The organism is Candidatus Leptofilum sp. (assembly GCF_965223525.1).
Taxonomy (GTDB): Bacteria; Chloroflexota; Anaerolineae; order Promineifilales; family Promineifilaceae; genus Leptofilum.
Genome location: NZ_OZ245005.1, coordinates 536318 through 550035, shown reverse-complemented (window position 1 = coordinate 550035; position 13718 = coordinate 536318). Strand labels below are relative to the sequence as shown.

At 52.8% G+C, this 13718-nt stretch carries 7 protein-coding genes; 1 reads left to right on the top strand and 6 read right to left on the bottom strand.

Going from position 1 to position 13718, the window contains the following annotated elements; translation table 11 throughout:
* Window positions 1–42: 42 nt before the first annotated feature.
* Window positions 43–5130 (bottom strand): DUF2298 domain-containing protein, encoded by a 5088-nt coding sequence (locus ACOQPM_RS19475; protein ID WP_420631925.1) that lies wholly within the window; start codon window positions 5128–5130, stop codon window positions 43–45.
* Between the two features lie 407 nt (window positions 5131–5537).
* Here ACOQPM_RS19475 and ACOQPM_RS19470 point away from each other — a divergent pair, with 407 nt between their 5' ends.
* On the top strand, window positions 5538–6557 hold the full coding sequence (locus tag ACOQPM_RS19470) for a hypothetical protein (protein ID WP_420631924.1): 1020 nt from the start codon (window positions 5538–5540) through the stop codon (window positions 6555–6557).
* Between the two features lie 36 nt (window positions 6558–6593).
* Here ACOQPM_RS19470 and ACOQPM_RS19465 read toward each other — a convergent pair whose 3' ends face one another.
* The 5 genes from ACOQPM_RS19465 to ACOQPM_RS19445 all read right to left on the bottom strand — a co-directional run bounded on the left by ACOQPM_RS19465 (window position 6594) and on the right by ACOQPM_RS19445 (window position 13700).
* Window positions 6594–7418, bottom strand: a complete 825-nt coding sequence (locus tag ACOQPM_RS19465; RefSeq protein WP_420631923.1) for a metallophosphoesterase family protein — start codon at window positions 7416–7418, stop codon at window positions 6594–6596.
* Between the two features lie 75 nt (window positions 7419–7493).
* Window positions 7494–8207: a Crp/Fnr family transcriptional regulator gene (locus ACOQPM_RS19460; protein ID WP_420631922.1), complete on the bottom strand. Its 714-nt coding sequence runs from the start codon at window positions 8205–8207 to the stop codon at window positions 7494–7496.
* A 23-nt stretch (window positions 8208–8230) separates the two neighbouring features.
* Window positions 8231–9079 (bottom strand): MBL fold metallo-hydrolase, encoded by an 849-nt coding sequence (locus ACOQPM_RS19455; RefSeq protein ID WP_420631921.1) that lies wholly within the window; start codon window positions 9077–9079, stop codon window positions 8231–8233.
* A 33-nt stretch (window positions 9080–9112) separates the two neighbouring features.
* Complete coding sequence (locus tag ACOQPM_RS19450; RefSeq protein WP_420631920.1) at window positions 9113–10339, bottom strand: alanyl-tRNA editing protein; 1227 nt, start codon at window positions 10337–10339, stop codon at window positions 9113–9115.
* 412 nt (window positions 10340–10751) lie between these two features.
* Window positions 10752–13700, bottom strand: coding sequence for a molybdopterin-dependent oxidoreductase (locus ACOQPM_RS19445; protein ID WP_420631919.1), 2949 nt, complete (start codon window positions 13698–13700; stop codon window positions 10752–10754).
* Window positions 13701–13718: the final 18 nt, after the last annotated feature.

The window sequence follows — 13718 nt, the reverse complement described above, 5'->3', positions numbered from 1 at the left end:
TAATGATTACTTGAACACTTAAACACCTCAACACATAACCTTTTAATTACTCAAAGAAATATTCCCACTATCCAAAACCTTATAAACACTCGTCCCAGCATTCCGGTACAGTTCTTCCAAAATGCCCATTTCCACCATTTGGTCGAACTTATTTAGCCCGGGCGGACTGTACAGCACCCACTCCAGTTGCCCCACGTAGACGTAGCCCACATCATATTTTGCCAGGATGTTTTGCGCTTCCTGCACGTTGGTCGTGTTGTACAGCGTGGCCACATCACGCAGACGCTGGTCAATAAATTGGCCGGGCAAAATGGCGCGCTGCTGCCGCTGGTGGCCGCTCCAGCCAATAATCCCGGGCAAACCCGTGTACATGGAGACCCGATTGGTGATAGAGCGATAATAGTTGTCGCTGTAGCCTTCGGCCACCACGGGCGAGCCGGGTATGTTCATCTGCATCCATTTCAGGGCTTCATAATCGAAGGAGAGCGGCACATTGCCCCCGGCTCCCTGGCTTTCGGCGTAGTTGGCGTAGGGCATGAAGGCCATGCCGTCCAGCGTAATGGGGGCTTCCTGACTCAGGCGCACGTCCCACTTGGCTTTGGTGGCCAGGATGGGATACAGCGCAGCGGCAGCGACCAGCACGCCCAGCACCGCCAACCATGCTTTGCGACTCGTTTCTTTCTTTTGGATGGAGGGCCACGCCCAAACGGCCGTAACGCCCCCAACCACGCTCAAAATCAGCCATACCTGCATGTAAAATTTGAAGACGGTATTCATCCGCCCTACGGTGTTTTCCACCACAAAAAACTCTACGAACAGGGTAATGCCCAGCGCCGAGGCGATCAAAATGAGGATGATGCGGCGGGCAGCGGGTAAATTGGGGCGCAGCCCGAGCAGTCCGGCCACGACGGTGAGCGTAAGCACCACCGGAGCAATCCAATACCCCATGCGGAACAAAATGAGCAGCAAAATGATGTATAAACCGAGGGCTAACAGCAGCGGTGCGGCAGCGGATTCCCACTGGCGCAAGCCTTCTTGCGTCCAGGTGCGCGTCCAGGCGCGGAACTCGCGGGCCAGATGCGTAAGCACGAAAAATAAAAACAGACCGTAGACAACTAAGTAGTTGCCCAGGAAGCTGGTCGAGCCATCCCACGGGACAATGGAGCTGAAGCCTGCGCCAAAGTTGCTGCTGAATGGCCAGAAAAGCAGGAAGGCCAGACCAATGAGCACGGCCGTTTTCAATCCAATTTGCCCCAGAATTTGGAGGTTGAGGGTACGGCCGTTTTCTTCCACAACCGCATAAACCACTGCCAGCACCCCGATGACTGCGTAAGTCGGCAAATCCCAAATGTTGGTCGCTTGCAGTACGCCGATAGACGACGCCCCGACGAACCAGATGAGTGCCGTCTCCCACCAGGCAGTTGTCTGCGTTTCCGACTTTTGCCTTGCCTTGAACACCAGTGAGATCGCCCACGCCAATGCCAGCATCGTCAGCGGCAGGGCAATCATGTGGGCGTGTAAATCGCCGTAAAGGAAAGTGAAGAAGGGAAATTCGGTGATGGGACCGGCTTCACCTTCGTCAAAGTTGAGGGCGCGGGAGGCCAGGAAGAACCAGTCACCAGGATAAATGGGGGCAGGCGTACCGCTGATCACTTTGAAACCGCCATCCAAGATGCGAACGGCCGTACCCACCAGCGGCACACTCTCTTCCAGCGTCGGATTGCCCGCCTTGTACCAGGCATCCACCAACACCCCAACTTGCCCCAGGTTTCCCAGTAGGATGGCAAGAGTGATGGCGATTGCGCCAGCGTATATTCCCTTTTTGTGAAGGAATCTACCCTCACCCCAGCCCTCTCCCTCATGGGAGAGGGGGCTTTGTTCCCTCCCTCTGTCAGGGGGAGGGTTAGGGAGGGGGTCAGTTCGCCATGAAACAACAAGATTATATGCAATGCTAAACACCGCCATGCCCGTAAAGCTAAACAGCATGGACAAATTCAGGTTGTAGGCCACGGTGGGGATGATGCCCAGCAGCTTAGTAAGCACACCTGTGTAAACGAAGCCGTAGTAATAATAGTTGATGTAGCCGCCTGCAAACCAGGGGTCGTAGGGGGGGAAGCTGGTGGATTTGAGTACGGCCGTAAAATAAGTCAGATCCATCGGTTTTTCGCCGCCCCAAATCACGTCCCACACGTCCGGGTTGCGTACGCGAATGAGGATAGCGATGAGGTACAGACCCACCGCAATCAGCTCCACCACGCCGATGAACGCCAGATTACGCCGCACCCAACTACGAATTTCCCCACCGCGCCGCAGCAGCACCAGCCCACTCAAAATGATGATGACCAGCAGCGCTAGCAGGTGCGTACCCCGCGAATTTTGGAACAGTTCTGCGCTGGCCGTCAGCCAAACAAAGTAAGAAATGAGCAAAATGGAGAGGATGCGCGACAAAACGTAGCCCCGGCTGGGCAGCCAGCGGAAGATGGCAAAGGTCAGCGGGAAAGTGACTAATCCCAACGCGATGACTGCCAGCCACCAAATCAACGCCGCCAATCCCGGATTTTGCGAGAGTGCACCGTCTGGGTTGAAGATGTCATTGAATGTTCCGTTAGCGCGTTGGGTGGTTACGGCCGTTTCCGACAGCATCAGCCCATTCATCGCTTCCGTGGCCTGGCCGGGGTTCATAAACACCGCTTGACTCAAATCCACCTCGCCCAAAATGGCAACGGTGTTTTCGCGGCTGTATGCGTCGGTCTTGGCAAAAATCCAGACGGGCGGATGGTCGTAGACGCTAAACGCTTCTTCCGCCGCCAAATCGCCCGGTGGCGGCCAACCAACTTCTGGCATTTCGCCCCAGCCAATCTGCCCGGTGGTGTCGCTGATGTGCAGCGGCCCAATTTTTAGCGGCGCGTGGAATTCAGCCACTAGCTCAAAGCCCAACTCGCCGCTGAACAGGGCCTCGAAGTAGCGTGTGGTCATGGGGTAGGTGAGCGGCAGGCGCGGCAGCGACCAGACGGCGCGTTGGCTGCTCAACACCACGTAATCTGCCTCTTCCAGCCACTGCACCATCTCGTCCCGCTTGATTGGGTCATCTGGATTGGTGATGGGGCGCTGCCCGCCCGTGACTTCGGTGAAGTGGGCGCCGTAGGCGGAACGGCCGTTCACGTCGTAAGGCAATATGCCATCCCAATGTTCGTTCATGAGCAGGCTGGTTTGGGCGCGGACTGGTGTGCTGCCCGCCGTCATTTCTAACACGATTTGCAGGGGGCTATTGGCGGCAACGGCCGTCTCCGGCAAATCCAGCAGATAACTTGCTTCCGTTTCCGTGATGACCAAATCGGTTGTCTCGGTGGGGCCATTGTGCAGCCCGGCCTGCAGGGTAATTGGCTCGCTTTGCCCGGTGCGAACGCCAGCCGGGTCGGTGGGGATGGACAGCATGTTGAGGCGAACGGCTGTTAACATCCCATCCTCCGGCAAAATGACGGGCAGAAAGAGCGGGTTACCCTCCACCTGAAAATCGTACCCTTTGAGTGGCAAGGCATACGCTTTGGTTTCGCCGTTGGCTTCATAAATAAGCGTGGCACCTGTGGGAATATTCTCAAACATCCACGCCGAGGCGGCGATGCGGGTGATTGGCTCTTTGTAAATTTGCACAAAAGCGTTGGCCCACAAAAAGCTGGGAATCATCACCAGGGCAACCAGCCCAGCAGCGAGGGCTTGCTTGAGGTTGCGCCGCTGTTCGCTCTGCCGCGCCCGCTGCCAGATGACCCATAATGCCCAGCCGCCCAGCAAAAAGAGGGTGGGGTAAATTGGCAAAAAGTAGCGGATTGATTTGACCCAGCGCGTGCCCATGAACAAAAAGTAGAGCAGACTCCAGCTAACCGGGATGGCGTGAACCAGCCAGTCTGGGCGAGCGCGCACAATGCGCCACAGCGCCCAAAAAAGGCCCGCCCAGGCTGCCAATCCGGCGGTAATGCCCATGCCGTACAGGATCATGTTGGTAAACGGAAAGACGATGGCGTCCCGATCTGTCCATTGCAGGGCGGGGGGGAAGACCGCCTCCGGGCTTTGCTGCTGCTGGATTTCATCCAGGTTGCTGCGCCACTGCGGGTTGAAACCGATAATCGAGCGCAGCCAGACCGAAACTGCACCCGGTTCCTCGCCAGTTTGGCTAATGACCTCGTTGCGGGCGATGGTGGCATCGGCAAAGGCGTAGGGCTGGGCCAGGCGGAAGACCACCAGCGAGACGGTGGCGGCGACCAGCACGCCCAAAAAGACGCGCTGAAAATCGAGCGCACCGTGGCTGGTTTGGCGCAGCCTGCGCCAGGTGTGGCCGCGCCGCACTAGCCAGGCCACGGCCGAAATGTTGATAATGATTGCCAGCGGTGCGACGTTGATGCGGGAGGCGACGGCCAGCCCCAGGCTGAGACCAAACAGTATCCACCACTGTAGCTGCCACTTTTGCTTTTCGTCCCCAAATCCGGCGGCGCGAACGGCCGTATACACCCCCAACGCCACAAAAAATGCCGCCCAATTGTCCATCGTGAAAAAGTGGGATTGCTGGATGGCCATGACGGCCGTTCCCTGGAAAAAGGCTGCCAGCAAGCCCGCCTGCCAACTATAAAGCCGTCGCCCAATTAAAAACGTGAGGAAAACGGTGAACAAATCAACCAGGGCAGACAGGAAACGGCCGCTCTGCTGCAAGCCGTAGAAGCTGTTATAGGTTTGGGTACACAAATCAGCATAGTTGTTGCAGAACGAGGTTGCCCACTCCGAAAAGTAGCGGGTGAACGTCATGGGGAAATTGCCGTAGACGTAAAACCCCTTATCCACGTTGTACGGATTCAGCGGGGATTCTGAGGTGCGTAAATATTCGCCAAAGCTCTCAGCCGGGCGGATGCGGCTAGCCACGTCCATCAGGAAGAATTCGTCGGGGTGGAGGAAGTTGCCTTCGCCCCAGGTTAGCCCGGTAAAGCGAAAATAACCTGCCATCACCAGGATAAGCAGCAAAAGCAGTACGCTGATTGATTCCCAGGAGAACGGCCGTTTCACCGCCATTTCCTCGGTGTCGGTTGGGGTTGGAACGGCCGTTTCAGGGGTCGGTTCCTGCTTGTTTTCTTCCTCAATCGTCATAGGTAATCAATTTTCCAGAAGGCATTCATCTTTTATACACAGTTACCCTTACAGTTTGCTTACCTTAATTTGAGATTTAGTTAAGCAAAGACGTTATTTTAGCGAAATCGTTGCGTTATGCCGAGTTGAATTGACATTTGTCTTTTTATTATGCTAGGGTTGGTACAATCTAAGTGCTCATACTGTCAACTAAGTTCATCCTTTGAACAAAATATAAATTCTTTAATGTAGGTGGTTCATATCCAATGCTCGGCATTTTCAATTGTTGGGTTTGTATTGTGGATAACTTTTCTTGATTAAGAAATACCCTTCTATTGAGAAGGCTAATAACGTCGTTCGTTAGAAAGCCTTCTGTGCGTTCAAACCCTTAAGGTTGTTTTTTACTTTATTTTGATGAGGTAGTTAGTATGAAAGCAAAAAAATGTTGGCTGTATATAGTTTTACTAATCCTATTTATAGGGTGTGGGGGGGAGACTGAACAAATTCGAAGTAATCAAGATTTAACAATTGATGTAAAAAATAGGCATGAAACCACGATCAGTTTTTCTTTGCATGAGGAATTTACGCTTTTTTACAACGAAGATGGCACCCTGGATGAGTTTATAAACGAGCAATATCGCCAGCAAATATTAGATAAATTAAATGAAGCACAGTTTTATGCGGAATCTTGCTACTACCAGGTTAGTAGACCCGATCCAGTTGGCGGTAGCTTATATGTCTTGACTGCAACGGCGATTAACTCAACCCAAGGAAGATTTGCTGACACACTAGAGTGTCTGGGGAATTTTAGTGATTCGCTTACATTTCAGCCACTTAAAGTTGACGAGGGCATTATTTTCGACACATATAAACTAGAAGTAGATTTAGAGATTGATAACGAACTTTATTTTAGCGAGCCAGGAGTGGCCATCCCCGTTTTGAAGGATTTTAGGAGAATAAGAATAGTCCTTCCTGGAAGTGTTCAGGAGGTAAAGACGGAGCCTACTGCAGCATCTGATTTCTTCACCTTGGTTAACATTAACTGGGACAGTGAAACAAATATTGTTAATTGGGACTATTCCAAAACAGACATAGTTTTATGGTTAACGTTGATAGCTTATTATGAGAATGAGATCCAACAAATCACTGATTCGGATGCTGACTTGTCCTCGGAAGAAAAAGCGGATGCAATTGATGATATTACATTACAAATTGATCAACTTGAAAGAGAAATCGAAATTGCAGTAGGGAGGCCTTATTCTGAGGTTAGAACAGCATATGATGCAATGAAAATAGGTACGCAGAATTTAGATAGCATTAAGATTATTTTTAGTTCTCAAGTTTATAAGATAACGTTTTGGGAAGTTATCGGCATTTTATTTGGGAGCGGTGTGATTTTTTCTATCATTGGATTGGTTCGTAAGAGGAAGAGCGGATCAAATGATTAACAATTCTAATAGCATACTTACGGACATGTACCTTCTTCAAATAGAAATAAACGGCCAGATTTGGCGTAGGTATGGTTCGATGCCGCGCTCTGGTTGCCAATTTTGCGGGTAGCCCAGCGACACTTCCTCAAAACGCACACCATCCCGGTAGTGCGTGCCGCGAATGTGCAGATGGCCGTAAACAACGGCCGTTACCGGAAAGCGCGTGTGCCAATCCTCCGTCAGTTTTGTGCCGCACCAGAGCGAAAAGCGGGGAATCCAGCGCAAGTTAACCAGATCGTAGCGCAGGGGGTAATGGTTGATGAGGATGATATTGCCGTGTGCGGCCGTTTCTGCCAAACGCTTCTCCGTGTAGCGGCAGCGCACCTCACACCAGGCTCGCCGCGATGGATACGGGTCTGGGTGCAAAATAATCTCATCTGTCGCCACCACGCCAGATGCTTCTGCCCAAGCGAGCGCCTCATCCGCAGGGATGTCATCTGGCCGAAAGCTATAATCGTAAAGCGTAAATGTAGGGGCAATAAACAAGGGCGGATCTGTGTTTGGCAACTGCACAAAAGGGTCTTGCGGCGAATGAACGCCAAATTCTCGGCAAATTTCCACCAGTTGCAAATATTTGGCCAAGCCGCGTTTGCTTTCTTTATCAGAGGGGATTGTCCACAGGTCGTGGTTACCGGGCGTCCAGAAAATTTTGCCAAAGCGATGGCTCAATAAATCCATTCCCTGCCGGAAATGCTTGAGCTTGTCGGCCATGTCCCCCGCCACAATAAGCCAATCGTTAGGGTGGGCGGGCATTCGGCTTAATGCCGCCCAATTTTCGGCGTGGTTCAGGTGCAGGTCGCTAATGGCGAGCAAACGCATTGAGCCGTAATCAGTAAACCGTTATCAGTAATCAGTAAAAACACCGTGAGCGGATTACCGATCACTGATTACCGTCTAGATGGATCCGCCGGAAATCTGGATCAGGTTTTGCAGCTCTTCTTCATCCAGGATGGTGAATTTGCGACCGCCCACTTTTACCCAGCCCGCCCGCCGGAAGCGACCAAGTGCCTTGTTAATGCTTACGCGAGTGGCACCTGTCATTTCGGCCAAGTCGGTTTGGGTCAGAGAAAGCTCAATGCGGATGCCATCGTCGGTTTCTTTACCGTGTTGAGCAGCCAACTGGAGCAGCTGCCGTGCCAGGCGTGCAGGCAAATCGAGGAAGAAAATATCGCTAATCTGGTTGTTGAGCCGACGAATGTGTTGCGCCAGCGTGTGCAGCACATGCAGGGCAAAGTCGGGGTTGTCGCCAATGTAGCGGATGAACTCTTCCCGATGCAGGGTGAGCGTTTCCGTTTCTTCCAACGCTTCAACCGTTGCCGAACGGGGAGAATCATCTAGCAGAGCCAGCTCACCGAAGAAATCCCCGGCCCCAAAGATCGCCAGCATTGCTTCTTGTCCATCTAGGGTGGAGTGGGTGATTTTCACCTTCCCCTTGATGATGATATAGAGCAATCCACCGGGATCACCATGGTGAAAAATGACCTGATCAGGCCCAAAACGGCGTAAAACAAGCCGCTTTGAGAGGCTGGTCGCCTCATCATCCGGCAAATTGTTGAAAAATGGAACAAGCTGGAGTGCTTGTTTAGCAGCGTATTTTTTGTGTCTCATGGCTTCTTTCCTGTGCCTGTGGGTTATTCATTTGCCAATTGTATCTCATCATACACATGATCCAAACTATACTTTACTTGCTTTTTTAGCCATTCTACTGGCAAAGGCGGGTTTAAGAATTGGCTCAAAAAATCTGCCTGATAGCTGTAGATTTCTTCTCTGGGAAGCTGATTTATGATGTGGTTTTGCAAGCGCTGACGCATGGCCTCGATGTAGTTGGCAACGGCCGTTAGCCCCGCTAAGTCGCACAGTTTTCCTCGACCCGGTACGATGTGGTGGATCGGGTCTGGCCAATTTTGAAGGTGGTTGATGGTTTGCAGCCAGACGGCCGTATCCGCTTCAACCAGCAGCGGGGGCATATCTGCCACCACGCAATCCCCAGCAAACAAAACCCCGCTTTTTGGCAGGTAAACAGCAATGCTGCCCGTTGTGGGGCCAGGTGTGGCAATTAGTTGAACCTGCGTGCCGCCTTTCCAGAGCTGCATAAATTTAGTGAAGCTCAGGCTGGCATGTTCAACTGGGCTTTGGCTCAATTCGCGGCCAAACTCCGGGTTGCGGCTGGAAAGACTTTCTAGCAATAGTTGCGGGTACCGCTTGTCATAGCTGCGTAGCTTGTTGGCCGTTGCCTCGTGGGCGATGACAGGGGCATTTAGCCAGCGGGCATTCAAAATGCGGTCGCCATGATAGTCAGTGAGAATGGTGTATTGAACTGAGCGGGGGGAAAGTGCATGGAGCCGCATGGCCCAGTCACGCGCTTGCCGTGGGTACGAGGGCACATCAATAGCGATGATGCCACGTCGGGTACGAATGGCGCCAACGTTCACACCGTCGTACTCAGTTTCTATGAAAACATTTTCCGCGATTTCTTGCATAACGTTCCTGTAGTTTGCAAAAACAACTTTTGCTTAACGAATTTGGCCAATGAGCAGCCGTTCTGCCTTGTCAATGGCTTGCTGAACGCGTGCCCGATCTGTACCAGGCCCACCGCCTTGAGCCATTATGGCAGAACCACCACCAGCGGCGGAGCCGAGTATGTTGAGAGCGGGTTTGATAAGCTGGTTCATTTCGCCTGGGGCATCTTTTGAGCGGCAAAAGAGCAGTTGTGATTTTTTGCCTGCCAAACCGAGTAAGGCGATGACCTGGTCATTTTGGGTGAGACGGCTGCCCAAAACCCGCAGTTGCCCTGGATCGATCTCGTCTGGGTTAAAAACGCGGGTGACAACGGCCGTTTTGCCAATCGTTTTGGCTTGTTCAATTAATGATTTTGCTTCAAAAAAGAGCAGTTGCCCTTGCTGCTTTTTCAGCCGTCGCCGGGCATCCTTATTTTCTTCTTTTGCGCGCTGCACACTGGGCACAATCTCATCAATGCCGGTGGTTAGCTCGGCAGAAAGCTGGTTGACGATGCTATTTTTGAGTCGGTAATCGTGCAAGGCCCGCTGCCCACAGGCAAAAGATACCCTTAGCTGGTTGTTTTGGCGTTCCAACTTCACAATTTTGATAACGCCAACCTCGCCTGTATTTTGCACATGCGTGCCACCGCAGGCCGTCAGGTCAAACTGTTCAATTTCGATCAGGCGCAGCTTCCCTTCGTGCATGGGTGGTAGCTTCCGCAGCGGTAACTTTTTGGCTTGCACCGACGATACATTGCGAATGTGAATGGGGCGATTTTGCCAAATGATCTGGTTGGCTAAATATTCAGCGTCCTCAACCTGTTTGGGGCTTAGTTTGCTTGTATGCAGGTCTATGGTGAGCGTATTGTCGCTTAGGTGAAAACCAACGGTCTCAGCTTTTGCTACCTGAATGAAGGCTTGGGACAAAATATGCTGCCCGGTGTGTTGCTGCATATGATCAAAGCGGCGCGCCCAATTGATGTGACCGCTGACTTCATCTTGCCATAAATCGGCAATGTCTAGCCAATGCAGAACGGCCGCATCTTTTTCACGGATGGTTACATTGCAAACGGGGATATTGTTGAGCGTGCCAATGTCGTAGGGCTGACCGCCTGAGGTGGGATAGAAATAGGTTTGGTTCAGGATGACGGCCGTTTGCTTGTCATCTCTTAGGCGTTCCACAACAGACGCTTCAAAGCGGGTTGTGTATGCGTTCTGATAATAAAGTCGGTCGCTGGACATGCGTCAGATTTTTACCCAGTGGGATTAAGCAAACCACAGAAAATATTTTGAAAACCTAAGCGCGATTTCTCTGTGGTTTGCTCAAGCAAAAGCCAACTATGCGCTCAATCTAATTCAAGATTTTTTTTGGCTTTTACATATTGCCATATGAATAACGACAATAATACCAGAATATGCAAGCCACAGAAAATAATTCAAGACTTGCAAGGTTATGTCAATTTGTTGCTGGTTTTTGAGCTGTAGCTATAGGTGGGTCTTCTCTCTGTGCTGTGGCAGGCGTCCTACCTTGCCACTTTCCGAAATTGCCTCAAAGTTTTCTTGCCAAACTACCAAAACAAAAGTGCGAGGTGCGTCGCACTTGATAAGTAGCTTGAGCGCAATGCTCTTTTTTATTGGGCGAGAGGTTTTTGAATTAGACGATCCTTTGCAAAGCATTATACACTTTTGGCGGCGTGAAGGGAATGCGGCGGAGGCGGGAGCCGGTGGCGTTGGTGATGGCGTTGGCAATGGCTGGAGCCACGCCATCTTTGGGAATTTCGGCGATGGCTTTGGCGCCAAAGGGGCCGGTAGGCTCGTTGGTTTGCACCAGGATGGTCTGCATCCAGGGCATCTCGTCGGCGCGGTAGATGTGGTAGGGGCCAAACTGATCGTTGACCAAATTGCCCGCTTCGTTGTAAATCATCTCTTCGCAGTGGCCGTAGCCTAATGCTTGCACCATGCCGCCTTCTACCTGCCCGCTGGCGGTGATGGGGTTGATAGGTACGCCCGCATCCACGGCCATCACCAGCTTGGTGACGGTGACCTGCCCGGTTTCAATATCCACTTCCACTTCGGCAAATTGCCCGGCGAAGGGGGGAGGGGAATCCATGCTGACGTAGCTGGCGGTGGCCATGATTTGCCGCTGCTGGTCTTGGTGCAAACTGTGTAGGCCGATTGCTTCCATGCTGACGCTACGGCCGTCTCCCGCCACGGCATGTCTATTCTCCAACCGAATATCGTGCCAGCTATCCAGTTCCAGCATGAGGGCTGCCCGTTCCTTGATTTGGTCTGCTACTTGTTCGGCAGCGCGTTTTACGGCCGTTCCCGAAATATACGTCGTGCTGCTGGCGTAAGCCCCCGTGTCAAACGGCGTCATGTCCGTGTCGCTGGAGTAGATGATGATGTCCTCTAATGGCACACCCAGCACCTCGGCCGCAATCTGGCTCAGTACCGTATCTGACCCTGTACCCAAATCAGTCGCGCCGACGAGGACATTAAACGAGCCATCGTCATTTATTTTGACCGATGCACCGCCCATATCCAGGCCAGGGATGGCCGTGCCGTGCATGCACATGGCCGCGCCTAAGCCACGCCGCAGGTGGGGTTTGCCCGGCACTTCGTACCAGCCCGACTCAAACTGCCGTTCCCAACCGATTGCTTTCATCCCCTGCTCAAAACATTCATTCAGGCCACACGATTCAATGAGTGGCACGGTAATGACGGTATCTTTTTCGCCTTCGCCCAGCAGCGGGGCGATGGGCATGGGGTCGCCAGCCTGCACCCAGTTTTTTCGGCGAAACTCAATCGGATCAAGCTTGAGCATGGCGGCAATCTCATCCATGTGGCACTCTAACGAGAAGAGCGCCTGCGGTCCACCGTAGCCGCGGTATGCACCAGGGACAGGCAAATTAGTGTAGGCCACGGTGCAGTCAAACTCCCGATTTTTGCAGTTGTAGCTGCTCAGACCGCGCAGCCCGGTGACGGTTTGTACCGTCAGGCCGTGCGTGCCATAAGCACCCGTGTTGCCGATGACGGTCATTCGCATACTGTGCAGCGTGCCGTCGGCCATGACGCCCGTTTTCCAGGTGATAGTTTGGGGATGGCGCGTGCGGCTACTGCGAAACTCCTCGCTGCGGGTTAGCTCCATTCGCACCGGCCGACCTGTGGCAATGGTGAGGTGGCCTACGATGTCCTCGATGAGCATCTCTTGCTTCACGCCAAAGCCGCCACCGATGCGCGGCTTGATGACCCGGATGCGGCGCACGGGCAAATCCAGCAGCGGTGCCACCATGCGGCGCACGTGGAACGGCACTTGGGTGCTGGTGCGAATTACCAGCCGCTCGTCGGCGTCCCACCAGCTAATGGCGACGTGGGGTTCAATCGGTGCTTGCTGCACCTGATGGACGTAGTAGGTGTGCTCAAAAACGTGATTGGCTTCGGCAAAGCCTTGCTCCACATCGCCCACTTCGGCCTGAATGTGGTGCACAATGTTGCGGCTGGCGTCGTGGATTTTTTCGGTGTCATCTTCATCATGGATGATGGGGGCACCGGGCTTGATAGCTTTGTTTTCGTCGAAGACAGAAGGTAGGATTTCATATTCCACTTTAATCAACTTAAGGGCTTCTTCTGCGATGGCTTCGCTTTCGGCGGCAACGGCCGCAACGCGATCCCCCACGTAGCGCACTTTGTTATCAAAGCTGACCTGATCGAGTGGGGGCGGGTTGGGGTAGCTTTGTCCGCCAGAGGCATATTTGACGCGCTTGACATTTTTGTAATGGATGACGGCATGGACGCCAGGCAATGCTTCGGCTTCGCTGGCATCTATATCTAAAATGCGGGCGTGGGCGTGCGGGCTGGTGAGCAGCTTGGCGTACAGCATTCCGCGCATCTCGATGTCATCCACGAAGGCGGGGTTGCCTTTGGTTAATTTAACCGCGTCTACTTTGGTTTCTGGTTTACCGACAACGGCCGTTTCCGGCACGCCAGAAGTCAAAAGAATGTCAGTTTGGGGTTTCGTTTGCGTGGCTGTAGGGTTGCCACTTCCAGCTAGCTCTGGCCCATCATCTTCAGGGGCGGGTGGTTGTTCGGCAAAGAAAGTGGCATCAACAATGGGGGGGCCGTCGTAAGGTGGCACGTCTTCGCCACGCAGGTAAGCAGCGGCGCGGAGAACGGCTTCTACCGGCTTCACGTAGCCCGTTTCGCGGCACAAAACGCCGGAAAATGCCTCGCGCACGTCGGCTTCGGTGGGGTTGAGGTTTTCCTCCAGCAATGCCTTCGCTGCCAAAATCATGGCGGGGGTGCTGTAGCCAGATTGAATGGCTCCCGTTTCAACGAACGCTTTTTGAATTGGGTGCAGTTCATTCACACCTGGATTTAATCCCTCTACCGTTTCAATTTTGTGGCCGACAGCTTGCCCGGCCAGCATCACATCGCTGTTCATTAATTGGCCGTCAACCAAAACGGCCGCAGCCCCCGTTTGCCCATCATGACTGCCAAAGCGCACGCTAAAAAAGCCTGCACCGCGCAAAGCGGAAAGCAGGGTATCGGTGGGATTGGCTGATATTTCATGATCTTTATTGTTGACATTCAGTAAAATAGACATTTGGTGTCTCCATTGTGC